The following is a 24,333-nucleotide window of genomic DNA, read 5'->3' on the forward strand; positions in this document are numbered from 1 at the left end:
TCACATGCTTAAGGGATAAGTATTGATGACTTCTGAGAAACGGTATGGCGCTTTGTGCGCTCTTTTTGGTGTCGGGTGGCGGCTACGCCACCCGGTTTTTTCAATTTACTTCACACACGCCGAACACTGGGACGACTGGATCTGCTTGAAGAAATCGTTGCCTTTGTCATCCACGAGGATGAACGCCGGGAAATCTTCCACCTCAATTTTCCAGATCGCTTCCATACCCAGTTCCGGGTATTCCACGCACTCCAGGCTCTTGATGCTGCCCTGCGCCAGAACCGCAGCCGGGCCGCCGATGCTGCCGAGGTAGAAGCCGCCGTGCTTGTGGCAGGCGTCCGTCACCTGCTGGCTGCGGTTGCCTTTCGCGAGCATGATCATGCTGCCGCCGTTGGCCTGCAGCTGGTCAACGTACGAGTCCATACGGCCCGCCGTGGTTGGGCCTAACGAGCCAGAGGCGTAGCCTTCAGGCGTTTTCGCCGGGCCGGCGTAGTAGATCGGGTGATCTTTAATGTACTGCGGCAGCCCTTCGCCGTTGTCCAGGCGCTCTTTCAGCTTCGCGTGCGCGATGTCGCGGCCCACGATAATTGTGCCGTTCAGGGAAAGACGGGTCGAGACCGGATACTGCGAAAGCTGCGCCAGAATCTCTTTCATCGGACGGTTCAGGTCAACGCGTACCGCTTCCCCCTCGCCCGCTTTGCGCAGCTCTTCCGGAATATATTTGCCCGGGTTGTTTTCCAGTTTTTCGATCCATACGCCTTCGCGGTTGATCTTCGCCTTGATGTTGCGATCCGCAGAGCAGGAGACGCCCATCCCGACCGGACAGGAAGCACCGTGACGCGGCAGACGGATCACGCGCACGTCGTGGGCAAAGTATTTGCCGCCAAACTGCGCGCCAAGACCCAGGTTACGCGCTTCTTCCAGAAGCTCCTGCTCAAGCTGAACGTCGCGGAACGCCTGGCCGTGCTCGTTACCTTCGGTTGGCAGGCCGTCGTAGTATTTGGTTGAGGCCAGCTTCACGGTCTTCAGCGTGCTTTCAGCCGACGTGCCGCCAATCACAAACGCGATATGGTAAGGCGGGCACGCCGCGGTGCCGAGGGTGCGCATCTTCTCAACCAGGTAGTTCTTCAGCTTACCCGGGGTGAGCAGCGCTTTGGTTTCCTGATAGAGATAGGTTTTGTTGGCCGAACCGCCGCCTTTGGCGATACAGAGGAATTTGTACTCGTCCCCGTCGACGCTGTAGAGGTCAATCTGTGCAGGCAGGTTGGTGCCGGTGTTGACCTCTTTATACATGTCCAGCGCCGCGTTTTGCGAATAGCGCAGGTTATCTTCGGTGTAGGTGTTATAAACGCCGTGTGCCAGCGCCGCTTCGTCACCGCCGCCGGTCCAGACGCGCTGCCCTTTTTTACCGACGATGATCGCCGTGCCGGTATCCTGACAGGTTGGCAGAATGCCTTTCGCCGCGATATCGGAGTTACGCAGAAACTGCAGGGCAACGTACTTATCGTTTTCGCTGGCTTCCGGGTCGCTCAGAATATCGGCCACCTGCTGCTGATGCGCAGGACGGAGCATAAACGAGGCGTCGTGGAAAGCGTGCTGCGCCAGCAGCGTCAGCGCCTGCGGATCCACCTTGAGGATCTCTTGTCCTTCAAATTCAGAGACGGAGACGTGATCGCGGGTTAACAGGTAATACTCGGTCTGATCCTTACTGAGGGGGAAAGGATCCTGATAACGGAAGGGTTTATTCGACATTGGTCTCTCACTTACTGCTTCGGTCTGTTTATTCAGGGCAGATGTTCCGCTGCCCGGCTTAAAAGCGAGTCAGCTTATCCTACACAATTTTTTAACAAAAACTGAGACTAGTACGACTTTTTACATCCACAGGTTACTTCCATGAGGATTATTGCTTTAATACCCGGAGTTAATTCCACAATTGAATCAGGGCTTGATAATGCAAAAACTCATTAACTCAGTGCAAAACTACGCCTGGGGAAGTAAAACTGCGTTAACGGATCTCTACGGTATCGCGAACCCGAACAACCTGCCGATGGCGGAACTGTGGATGGGTGCGCACCCGAAGAGCAGCTCAAAAATTGAAGACGCCAGCGGCCAGGTACGCAGCCTGCGAGACGTAATTGATGCCGATAAAGCCGCGCTGCTAGGTGACAAAGTCGCTCAGCGCTTTGGCGAACTGCCGTTCCTGTTTAAAGTTTTGTGCGCTGACCAGCCGCTCTCCATCCAGGTTCATCCGAACAAGAAAGCCTCAGAAATCGGGTTTGCGAAAGAGAACGCGGCAGGTATTCCGTTAGATGCTGCCGAGCGTAACTACAAAGATCCTAACCACAAGCCGGAACTGGTGTTCGCGCTGACGCCTTTCCTTGCGATGAACGCGTTCCGCGAGTTTTCAGAAATTATCTCCCTGCTGCAGCCGGTCGCGGGTGCCCATAAAGCCATCGCGCATTTCCTTGAAAACCCGAACGCCGATGCGCTGAGCCAGCTGTTTGCCAGCCTGCTGAATATGCAGGATGAAGAGAAAACCCACGCCCTGGCGGTGCTGAAAGCCGCCCTGGACAGCCAGCAAGGTGAACCGTGGGAGACCATCCGCCTTATTGCGCAGTTCTATCCGGACGACAGCGGCCTGTTCTCCCCTCTGCTGCTGAACGTGGTGAAGCTCAATCCGGGCGAAGCGATGTTCCTGTTCGCGGAAACCCCGCACGCCTACCTTCAGGGCGTGGCGCTGGAGGTAATGGCCAACTCCGATAACGTTCTGCGCGCGGGCCTGACGCCGAAATACATCGACATCCCTGAGCTGGTAGCCAACGTGAAGTTCGTGGCGAAACCTGCCGCGGAGCTGCTGACTCAGCCGGTGAAAAACGGCGCAGAGCTGGACTTCCCGATTCCGGTTGAAGATTTTGCCTTTTCCCTGCACGACCTGAGCCAGGCCGAAACCGCCATCGCGCAGGAGAGCGCAGCGATCCTGTTCTGCGTGGAAGGCGAAGCGACGCTGCACAAAGGCGAACAGCGTCTGGTGCTTAAGCCCGGTGAGTCAGCATTCGTTGCAGCCAATGAGTCTCCGGTTAGCGTAAGCGGCACCGGTCGCCTGGCGCGCGTTTTCAATAAGCTTTAACCACTTACTGAATTTTTTAACAACTCTTGCTAAGCTAGTTGCAGGCTTAATATCTCCAGGCGGTTTTTACCGCCTGGTTTCATTTTAGGGATAGTCGCAATGAAAAAATCGGTCGTAGCGGTTGGAGTGATTGTAGCGTTAGGCGTGGTCTGGACGGGTGCTTCCTGGTTTACCGGGAAACAGCTGGAAGGCCGTCTGGCTGAGATGGTGGCGCAGGCTAACGGAGAGATTAAGCGCAGCGCGCCGGAGGCGGGCCTTGAGCTGAGCTACCAGAATTATCATCGCGGCGTGTTTACCAGCCGCATGCAGCTGGTAGTGAAGCCGGTTGCCGGTGCTGCAAACGGCTGGCTGAAACCGGGCCAGAGCGTGGTGCTGGACGAGGTGGTGAGCCACGGTCCCCTGCCGCTGGCGCAGCTGAAGTCCTTTAACCTGATCCCGTCGATGGCGTCCGTCCATACCGTGCTGGTGAATAACGACGTCACCAAACCGCTGTTTGACCTGGCGAAGAATGAATCGCCTTTCGACATTAATACCCGAATTAGCTATTCCGGTGACACGAGTTCCGATATTGCTTTGAAAGCGCTGAACTACGAAAAAGAGAATGAGAAAGTCTCCTTCAGCGGCGGTCACTTCAAACTTGACGCGGACCGCGACGGGAACGTGTTCTCCCTGACGGGTGAAGCGGAAAGCGGCCTGGTCAATGCAGTGAACGAATATAACCAAAAAGTTCAGCTCACCTTCAATAACCTGAAAGCCGACGGCAACAGCCGCATGACCGATTTCCAGGAGCGTATCGGCGATCAGAAACTGTCTCTCGACAAAGTCGCCATTGCTGTTGAAGGAAAAGAGATGGCCGTGCTGGAAGGCATGGACGTCAACGGAAAATCCGACGTTTCTAAAGATGGTAAGAGCATCAATACCCAGCTGGATTACACGCTGAAGAGCCTGAAAGTGCAGAATCAGGATCTGGGCACCGGCAAACTCTCGCTCAAGATCGGCAATATCGACGGTCAGGCGTGGCACGAGTTTAGCCAGAAATACAGCAAAGAGAGCCAGGCGCTGCTGACAGACGCCGCGCTGCAGCAAAACCCGGAAGTCTACCAGCAGCAGGCGATGGCGGTGCTGTTCAACAACCTGCCGATCCTGCTGAAAGGTGAGCCGGTGGTCACCGTTGCGCCGCTGAGCTGGAAAAACAACAAAGGCGAAACCAGCTTCAACCTGTCGCTGTTCCTGAAAGATCCGGCCACCGCAACGGGTGAGCCGCAGACGCTGGCGCAGGAAGTGGATCGCAGCGTGAAGTCGCTCGACAGCAAGCTGACCATTCCGATGGATATGGCAACCGAGTTCATGACCCAGATTGCGAAGCTGGAAGGCTACGGCGATGAAGACGCCGGCAAGCTGGCGAACCAGCAGGTGAAAGGCCTGGCGGCAATGGGCCAGATGTTCCGCATCACGAAGGTGGACAACAACACGATTTCCACCAGCCTGCAGTACGCCAATGGCCAGGTCACGCTCAACGGCGACAAAATGCCGCTGGAAGACTTCGTCGGCATGTTTGGTATGCCTGCTCTGGGAATGCCGGAACCGGCTGAACCGGCAGCGCCAGCCGAACCGGCGGCACCGCAGCAGTAAACAGCAAAACCCCTCGCATGAGGGGTTTTTATTGCCCGCTAGCTTTTCCATCCCGCCAGGAAATCCAGCAGAAGCGCGTTCACTTTCTCTGGCTGCTCCTCCTGCGGAAGGTGGCCGCACTCATCGATACCATGCGCCCGCAGGTTCTCCGCCATTTCGGCCCAGACGCTTTCCATATCGAAAAGCTTGCCGACCGCATGAAAATCATTACCCCACAGCGACATTACCGGGCAGGTGATTTTCACCTCAGCGTCTGCCATATCCTGCGCAATATCCTCTGCGTTGGCGCGATAGTCAGCCATAGCGCCTCGCACGGCCCCCTGTGCCTGATACGCCCGAACATAGGTATCAAACGCCTCGCCGCTGATGGTAGACGGATCGTAGGTCCAGTCCGAGAAAAAGTGGCGCAGCCAGATATGCTCCCGACCCGCAATCAGCGCTTCCGGCAGGTCTGGTACAAGATGAAACAGAAAGAACCAGTATGCACGCGCAATCGACGCATTCAGATCGCGCGCCACAATGCGCGTTGGCACGTTATCCATCACCACCAGTCGATCCACCAGTTCAGGGTAATCTTTTGCAAACCGCGTCGCGACGCGCGCGCCGCGATCGTGCCCCACCAGTACCACTTTCTGTAAGCCAAGCGCACGCATCAGTTCCCGGATGTCCCGCGCCATGTTGCGTTTATCATAGCCAGACGCAGGTTTATCCGTTTCGCCATACCCGCGTAAATCCGGCGCAATCACTCGGTAGTGCCGGGACAATACAGGTATCTGGTAGCGCCAGGCATAGTTTGTTTCAGGGAAACCATGCAGGAGAATAACCGGTGCGCCTTCACCCTCTTCGACCACATACTGACGGATACCGTTTGCCGTTACGGTGTAACTTTTCATGTTCATAACCTCATATTATTTCAGCAGAGGCACGTTGGCCGCACGTTGATAAGGACCGTAATTTACCGGGTTCCAGCTAAAACCCTGCTGCCCGGCGGTAATATGCCCGATACCGGGGAATGGCAGATGCGCTGCCGCCATCCACTCACCGTCTTTCGCCAGCGCGGTAAATTCCTTCGCCCGGGATGAGATGGCTTTTTTCGGATCGACATCGAAGCGAATAGACACTTCAGGGTGCGGGAACTGGACGGCAGGCGCATGGATCAGATCCCCTATGAAGTTGATAGCCGTCCCCTGCGACGCAAAGCGATAAACGGTACTGCCAGGCGTATGACCAGTGGCATAGGTCGTCTGGACTTCCGGGATCGGCGAAGCTGGCGGGACAAAGGTTTTTAGGTGCCCGGTGGCTTTATACGCAGACAGCGCATTCCTGGCGATAGCGAAATACTCCTTCGCGTTAGCCGGAGCGCTCGCTTCTTTTGCAGGGTCAAGCCAGTAGTCGGCCTCCCCCTGCGGTACGTAGACGGTGGCATTGGGGAACAGCGCCTTACCGTCTGCATCGCTCAGGCCGCACACGTGGTCAAGGTGCAGGTGGGTCAGGAAAATGGTATCGACCTGCTCAGGACGATACCCTGATGCGTTTATATTGCTGACCAGCTGGCCGGCCGTTTCCGACATGCAGTGGCCTCCTCCGCTGTCAATCATCACCAGGTGTTTACCGGTATTGACCAAAAACGCGTTGAAGGCGGTAGGCATGCGTTCTGCATCAATTTTGTGTTGAGCCAACAGTTCGCGAACCTTGTCGCCTGAGAGCCCGTGCAGTAGGGAAGGCGAAAGATCGTTATAGCCGTCGAACAGCGCCGTCACCTCATATTCCCCGACAGCCAGACGATAATACCCCGGGACCTGCTGTTTCACCTGCGCGGGGGCATCTGCCCATGATGTGCTTGCAAAGAGCAGGCCGCTGAACGCCAGAACCGTTTTCAACTTTTTCATCTTCACTCCAGACTGATATTTTTTCAGGTTGTGAAGAGACTATGGCAGCGTAACGATTAATAATGTAGACATGTACTTTGATAGGTCAGCATAACGAAAAGCGATACAATGAAGCTGGAAGACGTTGAAGTGTTTGTCGAAGCCGTCAAGGCGGGTAGCCTGGCGGGCGCCGCGCGTCGGCTCTCTGTGAGCCCTATGGCGGCGTCACGGTCTCTTAATAATCTTGAGGCGGAACTGGGGGTCAGGCTGGTGCACCGCACCACGCGTTCCCTCTCACCCACCAGCGATGGGGACGTTTTTTTACCCCATGCGCAGGCGCTGCTGGAAGATAAAAATAATGCGCTGGCCGATCTGTTTCCCGAGGGGACGCATCTTACCGGACGCCTGCGCATTACCGCCTCAGCGGGGTTTGGCCGTAAGATCGTTGCTCCCATGCTGACACGGTTTATGCAGCAACATCCCGCCCTGCAGGTCGATTTACTCGCCACTGACGAACAGGTGGATATTGTCGGAAAAGGCATAGACGTGGCGTTACGCATTGCGCCGCTGCGCGACAACCGATTAGTTGCCCATCGCCTGTGTCACAACCCACGGGATCTCTGCGCCAGCGCGGCGTATCTTGCCGCAAATGGCTATCCAAAATCGTTTAACGATCTGGCGGCACATAGCTGTCTGACCACGTCAGATACCGTCCACTGGTCATTCGAACAGGGCGAACAGCGCTACAGGCAAAAGGTGTCGGGTCGATTCTCCGCGAACTCTGTTGAGGCAATTTTCGAAGCCTGCCTTGGAGGGTTGGGCATCGCCAATTTATCTCGCTGGTACGTAGAACCGGCCTTCAGAGAGGGTAAACTCGAGCGGATCGTCCTTGAAGATGCCCGGCCGGAATCGCTGGCCGTTTGGGCGGTTTATCCGACCTCCAGGCTGATCCCGGCAAAAGTACGAAAATTTGTGGAAGCACTGGAAGCCGAACTGTTGCTCAGTCCGCTAACGCAACTCACCTGATACTATTTTACCGGCACCAGGCGCGCCGCCACAATCTGGTGCCCGGCCTGCACATCCGTATTTTCGATACGCTGCATGATTCTGTCCGCCAGGGTGTAACCCATCTCCCGCGCGGGGGTAGTGGCCCAGACGATCGGCAGATCGTCCAGCGCGTTTTCACCGACGTCGGCGAACGCCCCCAGCGCCACCTGGTGGCCGAAGAAGGTTTCCACCCCGCCCTCGCCGCTCTGACGCCCGGCGCGGATCAGGCCAAACCAGGCGCCCATAGCGATCACATCGTTATAGCAAATCACGGCGCTGATCGTCGGGCTGCTTCGCAGCAGCGCGCCTATCGCTTCCGCCGCCATCTTCTGGCTGGACTCACACTCCACGACCCACTCGCTGTGGAACGGCAGGCCGTATTTAATCAGCGTCGCACAGTAGCCGCCGACCCGCTCGGCGCGGGTCAGGGACGAGCTTTTTCCGCCCAGCCAGGCAATGCGCTGATGACCGCGACGAATAAGATGCTCGGTCAGCATTTGCGCGGCCTGCATGTTATCCGGACGCAGCGTATCGGCTTCGTCGAGGTAGCTGGCGCGCGAGGCAAACACCAGCGGCACGCCCTTTTCGGCGGCACGCTCGCACAGCTCGCTGCCCACGCCCGACGCCCCTGCGACGATCACCCCGTCCACCCCCTGGTTCAACAGCATATCGAGCCGGGAAAGCAGCTGATCGGCTTCGCGGCCGCCGTGAAGCAGAAAGACCATCCGCCCCTGCGCTTCAAGCGCTTCGGTTAACCCGGCCGTCAACTCCGCATAGAAAGGTGACGTCAGGTCACGAACGATCAGGCCAATCACCCCGCTTTGCCCCCCGCGCAGCGCCGACGCCTGGCGGTTACGCACAAAGCCCAACTGTTCAACCGCCTCGTTCACCCGCTGACCGGTCGCGGGAGAGATGCGCCCTTTTCCGCTCAGTACCAGAGAAACGGTGCTGACGGAAACCCCCGCCGCCAACGCGACATCGTTGATGGTGACTTTTTTCACTACGGCCATGTGTTGGCGTGACTCCCTGAAAATGAGATCGGTAAAACGTTTTATCAATACGTTATCTTTATACTACCAGTCAAAGCCTGAGAATGTGATTTAGCGCGCACTAAACTTTGATAAAACGTTTTATCTTCTCGCAGCATTGAGGCAGACAAACTGATTTTAACAATAAAGGAGTCGTTTTATGACGGCGAAAGCAGCACAAAAAATATCGCTGTGGGAATTTTTCCAGCAACTGGGTAAAACCTTTATGCTGCCCGTGGCACTTCTCTCGTTCTGCGGGATCATGCTCGGGATCGGCAGCTCGCTCAGCAGTAAAGATGTCATCACGCTGATCCCGTTCCTCGGTACTCCCGTGCTGCAGGCGATCTTTATCTGGATGAGTAAAGTCGGCTCCTTTGCGTTTAGCTTCCTGCCCGTCATGTTCTGTATCGCTATCCCGCTGGGCCTGGCCCGCGAGAACAAAGGCGTCGCGGCGTTTGCCGGTTTTGTGGGTTACGCGGTGATGAACCTGGCGGTTAACTTCTGGCTGACCGCGAAAGGCATTCTGCCGACCACCGACGCTGCCGTGCTGAAAGCTAACAACATTCAGAGCGTGATCGGTATCCAGTCTATTGATACCGGGATCCTCGGTGCAGTGATCGCGGGCGTGATTATCTGGATGCTGCACGAGCGCTTCCACAATATTCGTCTGCCGGATGCCCTGGCCTTCTTCGGCGGTACCCGCTTTGTGCCGATTGTGACCCTGGTGGTCATGGGTCTGTTTGGTTTGATCATTCCGCTGATCTGGCCGGTCTTTGCGCTGGGCATTAACGGTATTGGCCGCATCATCAACGGCGCGGGAGATTTTGGTCCGATGATCTTCGGCACCGGCGAGCGTCTGCTCCTGCCGTTTGGCCTGCAGCATATCCTGGTGGCTCTGATTCGCTTCACCGAAGCGGGCGGCACCATGGAGGTGTGCGGTCACGATGTGAGCGGCGCGCTGACCATCTTCCAGGCGCAGCTGAGCTGCCCGACCACCCACGGCTTCTCCGAAAGCGCAACCCGCTTCCTGTCTCAGGGTAAAATGCCTGCCTTCCTCGGCGGCCTGCCGGGTGCCGCGCTGGCGATGTACCACTGCGCGCGCCCGGAAAACCGTCATAAAATTAAAGGTCTGCTGATTTCCGGCGTGATCGCCTGCGTCGTGGGCGGTACCACCGAGCCAATCGAATTCCTGTTCCTGTTCGTCGCACCGGTGCTGTACCTCATCCACGCGGTGCTGACCGGTCTGGGCTTTACCGTTATGGCGGTGCTGGGCGTTACCATCGGCAACACCGACGGCAACGTGATTGACTTCGTAGTCTTCGGGATCCTGCACGGCCTCTCCACCAAGTGGTATCTGGTCCCGGTCGTGGCGGCGATCTGGTTCGTGGTGTACTACGGCATCTTCCGCTTCGCCATCACCCGCTTTAACCTGAAAACGCCAGGCCGCGATACCGATACGGCCACCAGCGTTGAGCAGGCGGTAGCCGGTACCGTGGGCAAATCCGGCTATAACACCCCAGCAATTCTGGCAGCGCTGGGCGGTGCGGATAACATTACCTCGCTGGATAACTGCATTACCCGCCTGCGTTTGTCGGTGGCGGATATGTCAAAAGTGGACACCAACGCCCTGAAAGCCAACCGGGCCATCGGCGTGGTACAGTTAAATCAGCACAATTTGCAGGTGGTTATCGGCCCGCAGGTACAGTCAGTGAAAGATGAGCTGGCTACCCTGATGCGAACAGTAGAAGCCTGATGCCTCAGCCCCCTCTCCATGAGGGGGTTTTACGTTAAGGATTAAAGCATGTTTGATTTCTCAACCGTCGTGGATCGACACGGCACCTGGTGTACGCAGTGGGACTACGTCGCCGACCGCTTTGGCGCGGCGGATCTGCTGCCCTTCACCATCTCGGATATGGATTTCGCCACCGCCCCCTGCATTACCGACGCGCTGCATCAGCGCATTCAACACGGCGTGTTCGGTTACAGCCGCTGGAAAAACGACGAATTTCTCGCCGCCGTCGCTCACTGGTTCCAGCAGCGTTTTAACAGCCGGATTGATACCGAAACCGTGGTTTATGGCCCCTCCGTCATCTACATGGTCTCTGAACTGATACGTCTCTGGTCAAACCCCGGCGACGGCGTGGTGGTACACACCCCGGCATACGATGCGTTTTATAAGGCCATAGAGGGTAACGCGCGTCGTGTTGTGGCGGTTGAGATGGAAAAGCAGGCAGCAGGCTGGCAGGGCAATATGGCGGCCCTCGAAGCGGCGCTGGCGAAACCGGAAAACAAAATTTTGCTGCTGTGCAGCCCGCAGAATCCGACCGGCAAGGTCTGGACGCGGGATGAGCTGACGCACATGGCGGAACTGTGCGCACGCTATGACGTGGCGGTGATCAGCGATGAAATTCATATGGATATGGTGTGGGGAGAGCATCGTCACACGCCGTGGATCGCGGTGGCGCGCGGGAAATGGGCGCTTCTCACCTCCGGCTCGAAAAGCTTTAATATTCCAGCGCTGACGGGCGCTTACGGCATGATCGGCGATGATGAGAGCCGTAACGGCTATCTCAGCGCGCTAAAAGGACGGGACGGACTCTCTTCCCCTTCCGTGCTGGCGCTGACGGCGCATATCGCCGCCTATCAGCAGGGGGAGCCGTGGCTGGATGCCCTGCGGGGTTATCTCGAAGCAAATTTGTCGTATATCGCGCAGAAAGTAAACCACGCTTTTCCGAAACTGAACTGGCAGCCGCCGGAAGCGACCTATCTGGCCTGGATCGATCTGCGCCCGCTGAAAATTGACGATCGGGCGCTGCAAAAAGTGCTGATCGAGCAGCAAAAAGTCGCCATCATGCCGGGATATACCTATGGAAAAGAGGGAAATGGCTTCGTACGCCTGAATGCGGGCTGCCCGCGAAGCAAGCTTGAGCAAGGGGTTCAACGCCTGATTGCCGGGATTAATACGCTCCTGTAATCAATTTGCGCAACGGAATATTCCCTTGCGCAAATAGCTTTTTACCCCGTTTTGTTTTTATAATATGGCGCACTTTAACCAGAAAAGAGTGCGACCATGATTGATACACGCCTGCCTTTAACTGATATTCATCGTCACCTTGACGGTAACATTCGTGCCCAAACCATCCTCGATCTTGGCCGCCAGTTCAATTTAACGCTTCCTGCTCAGACCCTTGAGTCCCTGATCCCTCACGTACAGGTGACCTCTAATGAACCGGACCTGGTCAGCTTCCTGAGCAAACTCGACTGGGGTGTGAAGATGCTGGCGTCGCTGGAGGCCTGCCGCCGCGTGGCGTTTGAGAACATCGAAGATGCCGCCCGCAACGGCCTGCACTACGTCGAGCTGCGCTTCTCGCCGGGCTATATGGCAATGACCCACAGCCTGCCCGTTGCAGGCGTCGTGGAAGCCGTCATTGAAGGCGTGCGCGAAGGATGTAAAACCTTCGACGTTCAGGCTCGCCTGATCGGCATCATGAGCCGTACGTTCGGTGAAGCCGCCTGCCTGCAGGAGCTGGAGGCGCTGCTGGCCCATCGCGATGCCATCACCGCCGTAGATCTCGCCGGTGACGAGCTGGGCTTCCCGGGCAGCCTGTTCCTCTCCCACTTCAACCGCGCGCGCGATGCCGGCTGGCACATTACCGTGCATGCGGGCGAAGCGGCTGGCCCCGAAAGCATCTGGCAGGCCATCCGCGAGCTGGGCGCCGAGCGTATCGGTCACGGCGTGAAGGCGGTAGAAGATCGCGCGCTGATGGATTTCCTGGCGGAGCAGCGTATCGGGATTGAGTCGTGCCTGACGTCTAACATTCAGACCAGCACCGTCGCATCGCTGTCGCAGCACCCGCTGAAAACGTTCCTTGAGCACGGCGTGCTGGCCTCTCTGAACACTGACGATCCGGCGGTACAGGGCGTGGATATCATCCATGAGTACAACATCGCCGCACCGCAGGCGGGTCTGAGCCGCGAGCAGATCCGTCAGGCGCAGATCAACGGGCTGGAGAGTGCCTTCCTGACGCCTGCAGAGAAGCAGGCGCTGAAAGATAAAGTGGCTCGCGGTTAACTCCGCTGCCGGGTGGCGCTAACGCTTACCCGGCCTACTAAAATATTTAAAATTATGCCAGACAGAGCGTCGCGCGATGTTTGGCAGATTCAATACCCAGCTCAATCAGCTCCATAATCTGTATCGCCTGGCTGGCCGGAACCGGATTTTCGCCCGTACCGTTCAGCGCATCGCGGATGCCCGCATAATAGGCCGGATAGTTACCCGGTATCGTCAGAAAGGTCTCCTCGACCAGCTCCTCGCCTTCCACCCGCGTCACTACGCCGTCGCGCATATCATAGCCCCAGTCTTCCTGCGGTAAACGTTCACCGCTTTTCAGCCGGTCTTCCTGCGGATCGAGACCAAACTTCACGTAGCTCCCGCGCGTGCCGTGCATAATATAGCGGGCCGACTCTGCGGCCGCGACCATCGTACCGTGGAGCACAATCCGCCGCTGCGGGTAACTCAGCACCGCGTGGAAGTAATCGGTCGTCTGTGCTCCGGGCCTGAGCTGGGCCAGATCGACCGTCATGCTCACCGGCAGACCAAAAAGATTGACGGCCTGATCCAGCAGATGCGGGGCTAAATCGTACCAGATGCCGCTGCCCGGACCGGCCTGCTCGCGCCAGCGGTTTCGTACCTGCGGACGGAAGCGGTCAAAGTGCGATTCAAAAAAGAGGATCTCCCCTAATGTGCCCTCACTGAGAAGCCTTTTTACCGTTAAAAAGTCGCTGTCCCAGCGGCGGTTATGGAACACCGACAGCAACCTGCCCAGACTCTTTGCCAGCGCATCCAACTCGCGCGCCTGAGACAACGTAACGGTAAAGGGCTTATCGACAACCACGTGCTTGCCGGCTTCCAGCGCGGCCTTTGCCAGTGGAAAGTGGGTGTCGTTCGGCGTGGGGATAACGATTAAATCAATATTCGGATCGTTGAAAAGGTGTTTTGGCTCAGAGACAACCGGCACGGAAGGCCAGTCTGTATGGACTTTAGCGGCATCGCTGCTGGATACCGCTGCCAGCGCCATCCCCGGCGTCCCGGCTATCAGAGGCGCATGAAACGTTTTGCTTGCATACCCGTAGCCGATAAGCCCAACGCGGATATTATCACTCATAGTGCCATCCTCTTTTATGACGTTCTTATTTCACACTGGCTAGCCTGGTATTACCACAGATTAATAATGTGCCATATGACTTAAAATAGCAGGTCGTACGGGTTGTTTTTGTTACATAGTATTAACCTACTGATTTTGTTTAAGGGAACCGTTCCCAAAGCGCTTGCGGCCGGGGAAACGTCGCTGTAACATTTGCACCCTGTATTTAAGGATAAAGTACAACTACGAATCATGACGTCAATTATTAATCGAATCATTGAATTAGCGGGATGGATTGTCCTTGGGGTTTCGGTCATTTTGCTGGGCGTTGCCAGCCATATCGATAACTACCAGCCGCCGGAGCCTGTCACAGTCGCCCAACCCAAGTAACCGGTTACCGCAATAAAGAGTGACATAATATGTCAGTTACTTATTGCCAGCCCTGGTGAACACGGTTAACCTTCTCTTCCAGGCATCGTCTGATGCCTGAATTTCAGCAAAGAAAACTCCTAATTTCGTCGCGTTACCTGAGTGGGCTGTTTACGTCTTTATTAATCCGTTTATTATTCGAACGAATTACCTTAACTGGTATTACTCACTTTTATATGGAAACTTATTAATATGACAGTTCAGGACTATTTATTAAAATTTCGCAAGATCAATTCGCTTGAGAGCCTGGAAAAACTGTTTGACCATCTGAACTACACCCTGTCTGATAATCAGGACATCATTAATATGTATCGTGCCGCTGACCATCGCCGTGCGGAGCTGGTTTCCGGCGGTCGTTTGTTCAACGTAGGTGAAGTGCCTAAGTCCGTATGGCGCTACGTTTTATAAGAAAGTAGCCATCCGCGCGAAATGTTATATACTCTCCGCCCTGCCAACTGGCTGTACAACATTTCGCGCAGATTATGGGAGAGTTCATGACCGCAACGCCTGGAGAACGCATTGGAGGCTGGTTAATCGCCCCACTGGCATGGCTGCTGGTTGCCTTATTAAGCGCATCACTTGCGCTGCTGCTTTATACCACCGCACTGATTACCCCTCACGCCATCCAGACCCTGATGTCGCAAAACGTGCTGAATATTGCTTTGTGGTTTGTGTCATTCGTTTTCGCGATCGGGATGTGGTACTACACGCTGTGGCTGACCATCGCCTTCTTTAAGCGCCGTAAGAATGTGCCTAAGCACTACATTATCTGGCTGCTTGTTTCGGTCCTGCTGGCGGTGAAGGCATTTGCTTTTTCGCCCGTTTCAGACGCGCTGGCCGTTCGTCAGCTGCTTTTCCCGTTGCTGGCCGCGGCGCTGCTGGTACCCTACTTCAAGCGTTCGAGACGGGTGAAAAACACCTTCGTGAACCCGTAATAACCCTACAGATAACCTGTTGTCGCCTGCGTGTGTTTGTCCGATAATAGGCGGCTTTTTTATTTCAGGCTAAATAATGACCGATTACTTACTGCTCTTTGTCGGCACCGTGCTGGTTAACAACTTCGTTCTGGTGAAGTTCCTTGGCCTGTGTCCGTTTATGGGCGTTTCCAAAAAGCTGGAAACGGCAATGGGCATGGGGCTGGCGACGACCTTCGTCATGACGCTGGCGTCCATCTGCGCGTGGTGGATTGATACCTGGATCCTCATTCCGCTGGGGTTAACCTATCTCCGTACGCTGGCCTTTATTCTGGTTATCGCGGTGGTAGTGCAATTTACCGAAATGGTGGTGCGCAAAACCAGCCCGGCGCTCTATCGCCTGCTGGGTATCTTCCTGCCGCTGATCACTACCAACTGCGCCGTTCTCGGCGTGGCGCTGCTGAATATCAACCTTGGCCATAACTTTATGCAGTCGGCGCTGTACGGTTTTTCCGCTGCAGTCGGTTTCTCATTTGTTATGGTTCTGTTCGCGTCGATTCGCGAGCGTCTGGCGGCAGCGGATATCCCCGCCCCCTTCCGCGGTAACGCGATTGCGCTGGTGACCGCAGGTTTAATGTCTCTGGCCTTTATGGGCTTTAGTGGTCTGGTGAAGTTGTAATGAGTGCTATCTGGATTGCCATCGCCTCTATTAGCGTTCTGGGGTTGGTGTTTGGCCTTATCCTGGGTTACGCCTCCCGCCGCTTCGCGGTAGAGGACGATCCTGTTGTTGAGAAAATTGATGAACTCCTGCCGCAAAGCCAGTGCGGGCAGTGCGGCTACCCGGGCTGCCGTCCCTACGCGGAAGCGGTAGGCATTCAGGGTGAAAAAATTAACCGCTGTGCGCCCGGCGGCGAAGCGGTGATGTTGAAAATTGCGGCCCTGCTTAACGTTGATCCGCAGCCCGTTGATGGCGATGCGGAGGTGCAGGAACCGGTCCGCGCGCTGGCCGTGATCGACGAAGCGAACTGCATCGGCTGCACCAAATGTATTCAGGCCTGCCCGGTCGACGCCATTGTTGGCGCAACGCGCGCCATGCACACCGTGGTGGCGGACCTGTGCACCGGCTGTAACCTCTGCGTAGCACCCTGCCCGACGCAATGTATCGAGCTGCGCCCGGTTGAAACGACTACCGAAAGCTGGAAGTGGGATCTTCAAACCATTCCGGTTCGCAATATTCCTGTGGAACAACATGCTTAAGTTATTTTCTGCTTTCAGAAAAGAGAAGATTTGGGATTTTGACGGGGGTATTCACCCACCGGAGATGAAAACCCAGTCTAACGGCACGCCGCTGCGTCAAATTCCGCTGGCCACCCGTTTCGTTATGCCGCTCAAGCAGCACATCGGCGCTGAGGGTGAGCTGTGCGTCAAAGAAGGCGATACGGTCCTTCGCGGTCAGCCGCTGACCTTTGGCCGCGGACGTATGCTGCCGGTGCACGCTCCCACCTCCGGTAAGGTGGTCGCCATCGCACCCCATACGGTGGCCCATCCGTCAGCGCTTTCAGAACTGAGCGTGATTATTGAAGCCGACGGTGAAGACCGCTGGATCGACCGTGATGGCTGGAGCGATTACCGCAGCCAGAGCCGCGAAGCACTCATCGAACGTATTCATCAGTTCGGCGTTGCCGGCCTCGGCGGCGCAGGCTTCCCGACAGGCGTCAAGCTGCGCGGCGGTGGCGATAATATTCAGACGCTGATTATCAACGCCGCCGAATGCGAACCGTACATTACCGCTGACGATCGTCTGATGCAGGACTGCGCCGCCCAGGTGGTGGAAGGCATCCGCATCCTGGCGCACATTCTGCAGCCGCGGGAAGTGCTGATCGGTATCGAAGACAATAAACCGCAGGCTATCTCGATGCTGCGCGCCGTGCTGGCCGGTAGCCACGATATCAGCCTGCGCGTCATTCCGACCAAGTACCCCTCTGGCGGTGCTAAACAGCTGACGCAAATTCTCACCGGCAAGCAGGTGCCGCACGGCGGACGCTCTTCGGATATCGGCGTGCTGATGCAGAACGTCGGCACCGCGTATGCCGTGAAGCGCGCGGTGATCGACGGCGAGCCGCTGACCGAGCGCGTGGTAACGCTGACCGGGGAATCGGTCTCTCGTCCGGGCAACGTCTGGGCACGTCTGGGTACGCCGGTGCGTCACCTGCTGGAGCAGGCTGAGTTTTGCCCGGGCAGCGACCAGATGGTGATCATGGGAGGCCCGCTGATGGGCTTTACCCTGCCGTGGCTCGATGTGCCTGTAGTGAAAATTACCAACTGTCTGCTCGCCCCTTCCCCGACCGAGATGGGCGAAGAGCAGGAAGAGAAAGGCTGCATCCGCTGCAGCGCCTGCGCCGATGCCTGCCCGGCGGATCTGCTGCCGCAGCAGCTGTACTGGTACAGCAAAGGGCAACTGCACGACAAGGCAAAAGCCCATAACCTGGCCGACTGCATCGAATGCGGCGCCTGCGCCTGGGTCTGCCCAAGCAACATCCCGCTGGTGCAGTATTTCCGCCAGGAGAAGGCTGAGATTTATGCTATCTCCATGGAAGAAAAACGCGCCGCGGAAGCTAAGGCACGTTTCGAAGCGCGCCAGGCGCGACTGGAGCGCGAAAAAATCGCCCGTCAGGAGCGCCATAAGCAGGCCGCGGTTCAGCCCGGCGAGAAAGATCAGGATGCGATTAACGCCGCACTGGCGCGCGTTCGTGAGAAAAAAGCGACAGCGGCGCAGCCTGTGGTGATCCCGGCCGGCGAGAAGCCTGACAACAGTGAAGCCATCGCGGCGCGTGAAGCTCGCAAAGCCCAGGCTCGCGCCCGTCAGGCTGAAAAAGCGCAAACGGTCCAGACGGATGCAGAGGTTGACCCGCGCAAAGCCGCAGTTGAAGCGGCAATAGCCCGCGCCAAAGCGCGCAAAGCCGGCGAGCAGAACGTGGTGGTTGAGCAGGAAGCGGTCGACCCTCGCAAAGCGGCCGTCGAAGCGGCGATTGCCCGGGCCAAAGCGCGCAAGGCGGCGCAGCAGACGCCAGCTGCAGAAACAGAAGCACCGGTCGACCCGCGTAAAGCCGCCGTCGAAGCGGCGATTGCCCGCGCTAAAGCGCGCAAAGCGGCGCAGCAGGATGAACAACCGCAGGCCGCCAACGATGACCCGCGCAAAGCCGCCGTGGCGGCCGCCATCGCGCGCGTTCAGGCGAAGAAAGCCGCACAGCAAGCAGTTAACGAGGATTAAATGGTTTTCAGAATCGCAAGCTCCCCTTACACCCACAATCAGCGCCAGACGTCGCGCATTATGATGCTGGTCTGCCTGGCGGCGCTGCCGGGCATTGCCGCTCAGTGCTGGTTTTTCGGCTGGGGAACCCTGTTCCAGATAATCCTGGGCTGTGCCAGCGCCTTAGCGGCGGAAGCCCTTGTGCTTAAGCTGCGTAAGGCGGCTGTCTCCCGCATTCTTGCCGATAACTCCGCGCTGCTGACCGGCCTGCTTCTCGCCATCAGTATTCCGCCGTTTGCCCCGTGGTGGATGGTAGTGCTCGGCACCGTGTTTGCCGTGATCATTGCCAAACAGCTGTATGGTGGACTGGGCCATAACCCGTTTAACCCGGCGATGATTGGCTACGTGGTGCTGCTGATCTCCTTCCCGGTGCAGATGACCAGCTGGCTGCCACCGCACGAGATTGCGGCCACGGTTCCGGGTTTTATGGATGCCCTGCACGTCATCTTTACCGGCCATACGGCACTCGGTGCGGATATGAACGCGCTGCGCATGGGCGTGGACGGTATCAGCCAGGCGACGCCTCTCGATACCTTTAAAACATCCCTGCATGCCGGGCACAGCGTTGAGCAGATCATGAAGTCCGCGATCTACAGCGGCATGCTGGCGGGCGCGGGCTGGCAGTGGGTCAACCTGGCGTATCTGCTGGGCGGCCTGTTCCTGCTGCAGCAGAAAGCCATCCGCTGGCATATTCCGGTCAGCTTCCTCGTGACGCTGGCGGTGTGCGCCACGCTGGGATGGGTCTTTTCTCCTGAATCACTGGCCAGCCCGCAGATGCATTTGCTCTCCGGTGCCACTATGTTAGGAGCCTTCTTTATCCTGACGGATCCGGTGACGGCGTCAACGACTAACCGCGGCCGCCTGATCTTCGGCGCGCTGGCGGGCCTGCTGGTCTGGCTCATCCGCAGCTTTGGCGGGTATCCGGACGGTGTGGCCTTTGCCGTCCTGCTTGCCAACATTACCGTTCCGCTCATCGACTACTACACGCGCCCTCGCGTGTATGGCCATCGCTAGGGGTTTCGCCATGTTAAAAACGATGCAAAAACACGGCGTCACGCTGGCTGTCTTCGCCGCGGTCCTGACGGGGCTAACGGCACTGGTTAATGCGCTGACCAAAACGACCATCGAAGAACAGGCCTCGAAGCAGCAAAAGGCGCTGTTCGATCAGGTGATCCCGTCCGATTTCTACGATAATGACCTGCAAAAAAGCTGCTTTGTGGTAGACGCGCCGCAGCTTGGGAAAGGCCCGCACCGCCTCTTTATCGCCCGCAAAGGGGATAAACCGGTCGGCGCGGTGATGGAAGCGACCGCGCCTGACGGCTATTCCGGCGCCATTCAGCTGCTCGTGGGCAGCGATTTCTCCGGTACCATCCTGGGCACCCGCGTGACGGAACATCATGAAACGCCGGGTCTTGGCGACAAAATTGAAACCCGTCTGAGCGACTGGATTTTGCACTTCGCCGGGAAAGTTATCCATGGCGAAGGTGACACCGCGTTTGCGGTGAAGAAAGACGGCGGCGAGTTCGACCAGTTCACCGGCGCGACCATCACGCCGCGCGCCGTGGTAAACGCCGTAAAACGAGCCGGGCTGTACGCTGAAACGCTGCCCGCGCAGATCAACAATCTTCCGGTCTGTGAGGAGTAATCATGAGCCAGGTTAAAGAGGTTATTGTCCAGGGGTTGTGGAAGAACAACTCCGCGCTGGTGCAGCTTCTGGGGATGTGCCCACTGCTGGCGGTAACGTCCACCGCCACCAACGCGCTCGGTCTGGGTCTGGCAACCACCCTGGTATTGACCCTGACCAACCTCTCCATCTCTGCGCTGCGACGCTGGACGCCGTCGGAAATTCGTATTCCGATTTACGTCATGATCATTGCGTCGGTGGTCAGTATTGTTCAGATGCTGATTAATGCCTACGCGTTCGGCCTGTACCAGTCGCTCGGGATCTTTATTCCTCTTATCGTCACCAACTGTATCGTCGTTGGGCGTGCGGAAGCGTTCGCGGTGAAAAATAGCCCCGCCATGTCGGCGCTGGACGGTTTTTCCATAGGCATGGGCGCCACCTGCGCCATGTTCGTGCTGGGCTCCCTGCGCGAAATCCTCGGCAACGGTACGCTGTTCGACGGCGCAGATGCCCTGCTGGGCGGCTGGGCCAAAGCCCTGCGCGTTGAAGTGTTCCACACCGATACGCCGTTCCTGCTGGCGATGCTGCCGCCCGGCGCGTTTATTGGCCTTGGCATGATGCTGGCGATAAAATACCTGATTGATGAGAAACGTAAGCGCCGCGCGGCTGAGCGCAGCGTTCTGGAAGGGACACCCGAGAAGGCTTCATGAATAAAGAAAAGCGGATTGCGATCCTGACCCGTCTGCGGGACGAGAACCCGCACCCGACGACGGAGCTGAATTTTACCTCCCCGTTTGAGCTGCTGATCGCCGTGTTGCTCTCCGCACAGGCTACCGACGTGAGCGTCAATAAAGCCACCGCCCTGCTCTATCCGGTCGCCAATACGCCGAAGGCCATGCTGGAGCTGGGCGTGGAAGGCGTGAAGTCGTATATCAAAACCATCGGCCTGTTTAACAGCAAAGCCGAGAACGTCATTAAGACCTGCCGGATCCTGCTGGAACAGCATGGAGGCGAAGTGCCGGAAGATCGCGCCGCGCTGGAAGCCTTACCGGGCGTGGGGCGTAAGACTGCCAACGTGGTGCTCAACACCGCGTTTGGCTGGCCCACTATTGCCGTAGATACGCATATTTTTCGCGTGTCTAACCGGACCAACTTCGCGCCGGGGAAAAATGTCGAGCAGGTCGAAGAGAAGCTGCTTAAAGTGGTTCCGGCTGAGTTTAAGGTTGATTGCCATCACTGGCTGATTCTGCACGGTCGTTACACGTGTATTGCCCGTAAGCCTCGCTGCGGCTCCTGTATTATTGAAGATCTCTGCGAATACAAAGAAAAAGTGTATCCCTGAATGTCACAATCCCTTACCAAAAGAAGGGCTACCAGAAGCCCTTCTTTTGCCCGCTATTTGTCCGCCTTTCGTTTACCCTCACCTGTCACTTCTTCGGTTGTTTAACGCTCAAACAGGTTAATAGTTTTTTCATAGCCAAAAATTTCTATACATCTGTGATCGCGATCACCCTGATAACTTCATGTTGTATTTTTGTTGTCAAAATCAGCCTAAACCCTTTATCTGACAAGACACTCTTCTTTTTTGGCCGACGATAAGACCATCTATTTTTCAGAATATGGGCTATATCACTGCCAGAAGCAGTAAATAGCAGAACATATCGCCAAACACCGGTCCTGACGGGGCTTTGCCAGTCGAAAAAACTACCTTTATACATCGTATAAAATTTAACGCTGAATAACATTTGCATGAACCGACGATTATACCACTTCAGATATATGTAACAGATTATTACAAACGTATTGCCAGATGGGGCAGGATAGTGAACATTACCCGCCGTTTCTCCTCCCAATATAACTATAAGGCGTATGGACTACGGCCATCACGCTATGAACACCCCCGTTAATATGGGATGTAAAAAAAGAGGTATATGTGTCTACTGCAAACAATAAACCAACAGATGAAAGCGTGAGTCTTAACGCTTTTAAACAACCTAAAGCGTTCTATCTCATCTTCTCTATCGAGTTATGGGAGCGTTTTGGTTATTACGGCCTGCAAGGGATCATGGCGGTTTACCTGGTCAAACAGCTGGGTATGTCTGAAGCTGATTCCATCACGCTGTTCTCCTCCTTCAGTGCCCTTGTCTATGGTCTGGTTGCTATCGGCGGCTGGCTGGGTGATAAAGTTCTGGGTACTAAGCGCGTCATTATGCTGGGCGCTATTGTACTGGCAATTGGCTATGGTCTGGTTGCATGGTCAGGGCACGATGCCGCTGTCGTGTATATGGGCATGGCAACGATCGCCGTGGGTAACGGTCTGTTCAAAGCAAACCCGTCTTCCCTGCTCTCTACCTGCTACAGCAAAGATGACCCGCGTCTGGACGGTGCATTTACCATGTACTACATGTCCATCAACATCGGTTCATTCTTCTCGATGCTGGCAACCCCATGGCTCGCCGCGAAATTCGGCTGGAGCGTGGCGTTTGCGCTGAGCTTCGTGGGTATGCTGATCACCGTTGTGAACTTCCTGTTCTGCCGCAGCTGGGTCAAAGACTACGGTTCAAAACCTGACTTCGAGCCTGTACACATGGGCAAACTGCTGGCCACCATCGTGGGTGTTGTTGTCCTCGCGGCAATCGCCACCTGGCTGCTGCACAACCAGGGTATTGCTCGCGCCGTTCTGGGCGTGGTTGCGCTGGGTATCGTGGTTATCTTTGCGAAAGAAGCGTTCGCCATGCAGGGTGCTGCCCGTCGTAAGATGATTGTGGCGTTCATTCTGATGCTGGAAGCGATTATCTTCTTCGTGCTGTACAGCCAGATGCCAACCTCACTGAACTTCTTCGCCATTCGTAACGTTGAGCACTCTATTCTGGGCATCGCGTTCGAGCCGGAGCAGTATCAGGCGCTGAACCCGTTCTGGATCATGATTGGTAGCCCGATTCTGGCGGCTATCTATAACAAGATGGGTGACCGTCTGCCAATGCCGCACAAGTTCGCAATCGGTATGGTACTGTGCTCAGGCGCGTTCCTGGTGCTGCCGCTGGGTACCAAGTTTGCCACTGACGCAGGCATCGTCTCCGTTAACTGGCTGATCCTGAGCTACGCGCTGCAGTCTATCGGCGAACTGATGATCTCCGGTCTGGGCCTGGCGATGGTTGCACAGCTGGTGCCGCAGCGTCTGATGGGCTTCATTATGGGTAGCTGGTTCTTGACCACTGCCGGTGCGGCAATCATTGCGGGTAAAATTGCGAACCTGATGGCTGTGCCTGAAAACGTCACTGACCCACTGGTCTCCCTGAACGTCTACGGTACCGTATTCATGCAGATTGGTATTGCGACAGCGGTGATTGCGGCGCTGATGCTGCTGACCGCGCCGAAACTGAATCGTATGACTCAGGACGACGACAAGACGGCTGAAGCGACCAAAACCGCTACTGCGTAAGATTATTGAGAAACGACTGAACAGAAGCCGCTAATGCATTAGCGGCTTTTTTTTTGCCCGTTCGCGCACTAACATAGCTGAAACCTCAGCAAAAAGGAGTTACCGATGAAACTGTTCTACAAACCGGGCGCGTGCTCTCTTGCTTCCCATATCACCCTGCGCGAGAGCGGCAAAGATTTCACGCTGGATGGCGTTGATCTGTTGAAAAAGCGCCTGGAAAATGGCGATGACTTTCTTGCCATTAACCCGAAAGGACAAGTTCCGGCGCTCCTGCTGGATGACGGTACTCTGCTGACCGAAGGCGTGGCGATTATGCAGTTCCTGGCCGATAGCGTGCCCGATCGCCAGCTGCTGGCACCGGTCAGTACCATTTCTCGCTATAAAACGCTGGAGTGGCTGAACTACATTGCCACCGAGCTGCACAAAGGCTTTACCCCCCTGTTCCGCCCGGATACGCCGGAAGAGTTTAAGCCTACCCTGCGCGCCCTGCTGGAGAAAAAGCTGCAGTACGTTAACGAATCGCTGAAAGACGAACAGTGGATTGGCGGGTCGCGCTTCACGATTGCCGATGCGTATCTGTTCACCGTGCTGCGCTGGGCTCGTGCGGTTAAGCTGAATCTGGAAGGGTTAGACCACATTGCATCGTATATGAAACGCGTGTCAGAGCGTCCTGCGGTGGCTGCGGCGCTGAAAGCGGAAGGGTTGAACTAACCGAGCGGCCTGTGTTGCCGGGTGGCGCTGCGCTTACCCGGCCTACAAAATCCACAG

Annotated in this window: 23 protein-coding genes; 18 read left to right on the plus strand and 5 right to left on the minus strand. The window is 56.5% G+C overall.

All coding sequences use genetic code 11. From position 1 onward, the window contains the following. Positions 1–105 precede the first annotated feature (105 nt). Positions 106–1,752, minus strand: coding sequence for a class I fumarate hydratase FumA (gene fumA, locus USH94_RS10230; protein WP_111965682.1), 1,647 nt, complete (start codon positions 1,750–1,752; stop codon positions 106–108). Between the two features lie 199 nt (positions 1,753–1,951). Here fumA and manA point away from each other — a divergent pair, with 199 nt between their 5' ends. Continuing rightward, positions 1,952–3,127, plus strand: coding sequence for a mannose-6-phosphate isomerase (gene manA / locus USH94_RS10235; RefSeq protein WP_111965681.1), 1,176 nt, complete (start codon positions 1,952–1,954; stop codon positions 3,125–3,127). Between the two features lie 99 nt (positions 3,128–3,226). Next, positions 3,227–4,759, plus strand: coding sequence for a YdgA family protein (locus USH94_RS10240; protein ID WP_111965680.1), 1,533 nt, complete (start codon positions 3,227–3,229; stop codon positions 4,757–4,759). A gap of 38 nt (positions 4,760–4,797) precedes the next feature. Here USH94_RS10240 and USH94_RS10245 read toward each other — a convergent pair whose 3' ends face one another. Together USH94_RS10245 and USH94_RS10250 are read right to left on the minus strand one after the other, a co-directional pair. After that, positions 4,798–5,652: an alpha/beta fold hydrolase gene (locus USH94_RS10245; protein WP_111965679.1), complete on the minus strand. Its 855-nt coding sequence runs from the start codon at positions 5,650–5,652 to the stop codon at positions 4,798–4,800. A 15-nt stretch (positions 5,653–5,667) separates the two neighbouring features. Then, positions 5,668–6,648: an MBL fold metallo-hydrolase gene (locus USH94_RS10250; protein WP_111965678.1), complete on the minus strand. Its 981-nt coding sequence runs from the start codon at positions 6,646–6,648 to the stop codon at positions 5,668–5,670. Between the two features lie 108 nt (positions 6,649–6,756). Here USH94_RS10250 and USH94_RS10255 point away from each other — a divergent pair, with 108 nt between their 5' ends. Then, positions 6,757–7,653, plus strand: a complete 897-nt coding sequence (locus USH94_RS10255; RefSeq protein ID WP_111965677.1) for a LysR family transcriptional regulator — start codon at positions 6,757–6,759, stop codon at positions 7,651–7,653. A 2-nt stretch (positions 7,654–7,655) separates the two neighbouring features. On the opposite strand, the gene USH94_RS10260 is transcribed toward USH94_RS10255, so the two are convergent. Next, positions 7,656–8,684 carry a Mal regulon transcriptional regulator MalI gene (locus USH94_RS10260; RefSeq protein WP_111965676.1) on the minus strand — a complete coding sequence of 343 codons (1,029 nt, stop codon included), beginning with the start codon at positions 8,682–8,684 and terminating at the stop codon, positions 7,656–7,658. Positions 8,685–8,862: 178 nt separating this feature from the next. Between USH94_RS10260 and malX the strand changes: the two genes are divergently transcribed. The 3 genes from malX to add all read left to right on the plus strand — a co-directional run bounded on the left by malX (position 8,863) and on the right by add (position 12,774). Continuing rightward, positions 8,863–10,455 carry a maltose/glucose-specific PTS transporter subunit IIBC gene (malX, locus tag USH94_RS10265; RefSeq protein ID WP_111965675.1) on the plus strand — a complete coding sequence of 531 codons (1,593 nt, stop codon included), beginning with the start codon at positions 8,863–8,865 and terminating at the stop codon, positions 10,453–10,455. A 48-nt stretch (positions 10,456–10,503) separates the two neighbouring features. Beyond that, complete coding sequence (locus USH94_RS10270; RefSeq protein ID WP_111965674.1) at positions 10,504–11,676, plus strand: MalY/PatB family protein; 1,173 nt, start codon at positions 10,504–10,506, stop codon at positions 11,674–11,676. Between the two features lie 96 nt (positions 11,677–11,772). Further along, entirely contained in the window at positions 11,773–12,774 is a 1,002-nt protein-coding gene (gene add / locus USH94_RS10275) for an adenosine deaminase (protein WP_111965673.1), read from the plus strand. A 52-nt stretch (positions 12,775–12,826) separates the two neighbouring features. On the opposite strand, the gene USH94_RS10280 is transcribed toward add, so the two are convergent. Next, on the minus strand, positions 12,827–13,867 hold the full coding sequence (locus USH94_RS10280; RefSeq protein WP_111965672.1) for an oxidoreductase: 1,041 nt from the start codon (positions 13,865–13,867) through the stop codon (positions 12,827–12,829). Positions 13,868–14,110: 243 nt separating this feature from the next. Here USH94_RS10280 and blr point away from each other — a divergent pair, with 243 nt between their 5' ends. The 12 genes from blr to gstA all read left to right on the plus strand — a co-directional run bounded on the left by blr (position 14,111) and on the right by gstA (position 24,276). Beyond that, positions 14,111–14,236 (plus strand): division septum protein Blr, encoded by a 126-nt coding sequence (gene blr, locus USH94_RS10285; RefSeq protein WP_168112406.1) that lies wholly within the window; start codon positions 14,111–14,113, stop codon positions 14,234–14,236. 231 nt (positions 14,237–14,467) lie between these two features. Beyond that, the gene (gene ydgT / locus USH94_RS10290; protein WP_013096896.1) at positions 14,468–14,683 is read left to right on the plus strand and encodes a transcription modulator YdgT; all 216 of its coding nucleotides are present in this window, start codon (positions 14,468–14,470) and stop codon (positions 14,681–14,683) included. Between the two features lie 86 nt (positions 14,684–14,769). After that, positions 14,770–15,210 carry a DUF2569 domain-containing protein gene (locus USH94_RS10295; protein WP_111965671.1) on the plus strand — a complete coding sequence of 147 codons (441 nt, stop codon included), beginning with the start codon at positions 14,770–14,772 and terminating at the stop codon, positions 15,208–15,210. A gap of 76 nt (positions 15,211–15,286) precedes the next feature. Continuing rightward, positions 15,287–15,868 (plus strand): electron transport complex subunit RsxA, encoded by a 582-nt coding sequence (gene rsxA, locus USH94_RS10300; RefSeq protein ID WP_063438368.1) that lies wholly within the window; start codon positions 15,287–15,289, stop codon positions 15,866–15,868. Then, positions 15,868–16,446, plus strand: a complete 579-nt coding sequence (gene rsxB, locus USH94_RS10305; RefSeq protein WP_032640037.1) for an electron transport complex subunit RsxB — start codon at positions 15,868–15,870, stop codon at positions 16,444–16,446. The genes rsxA and rsxB overlap by 1 nt, the downstream gene beginning before the upstream one ends. Beyond that, a complete protein-coding gene (gene rsxC / locus USH94_RS10310) occupies positions 16,439–18,460 on the plus strand; it encodes an electron transport complex subunit RsxC (RefSeq protein ID WP_111965670.1) in 2,022 nt (673 codons plus the stop codon). The genes rsxB and rsxC overlap by 8 nt, the downstream gene beginning before the upstream one ends. Further along, on the plus strand, positions 18,461–19,513 hold the full coding sequence (rsxD, locus tag USH94_RS10315) for an electron transport complex subunit RsxD (protein ID WP_111965669.1): 1,053 nt from the start codon (positions 18,461–18,463) through the stop codon (positions 19,511–19,513). It begins immediately after the preceding gene. 10 nt (positions 19,514–19,523) lie between these two features. Beyond that, positions 19,524–20,144, plus strand: a complete 621-nt coding sequence (gene rsxG, locus USH94_RS10320) for an electron transport complex subunit RsxG (RefSeq protein ID WP_111965668.1) — start codon at positions 19,524–19,526, stop codon at positions 20,142–20,144. Between the two features lie 2 nt (positions 20,145–20,146). Next, positions 20,147–20,833 carry an electron transport complex subunit E gene (locus tag USH94_RS10325; RefSeq protein ID WP_023617347.1) on the plus strand — a complete coding sequence of 229 codons (687 nt, stop codon included), beginning with the start codon at positions 20,147–20,149 and terminating at the stop codon, positions 20,831–20,833. After that, positions 20,830–21,465 carry an endonuclease III gene (gene nth / locus USH94_RS10330; RefSeq protein WP_008500570.1) on the plus strand — a complete coding sequence of 212 codons (636 nt, stop codon included), beginning with the start codon at positions 20,830–20,832 and terminating at the stop codon, positions 21,463–21,465. Before USH94_RS10325 ends, nth begins: the two co-directional genes overlap by 4 nt. Positions 21,466–22,056: 591 nt before the next feature. Next, the gene (gene dtpA, locus USH94_RS10335) at positions 22,057–23,565 is read left to right on the plus strand and encodes a dipeptide/tripeptide permease DtpA (RefSeq protein ID WP_063409046.1); all 1,509 of its coding nucleotides are present in this window, start codon (positions 22,057–22,059) and stop codon (positions 23,563–23,565) included. 105 nt (positions 23,566–23,670) lie between these two features. Next, entirely contained in the window at positions 23,671–24,276 is a 606-nt protein-coding gene (gene gstA / locus USH94_RS10340) for a glutathione transferase GstA (RefSeq protein ID WP_111965666.1), read from the plus strand. Positions 24,277–24,333 lie beyond the last annotated feature (57 nt).

Origin of the sequence: Enterobacter sp. 148H3 (assembly GCF_034107425.1) — a bacterium.
Lineage (GTDB): Bacteria > Pseudomonadota > Gammaproteobacteria > Enterobacterales > Enterobacteriaceae > Enterobacter > Enterobacter vonholyi.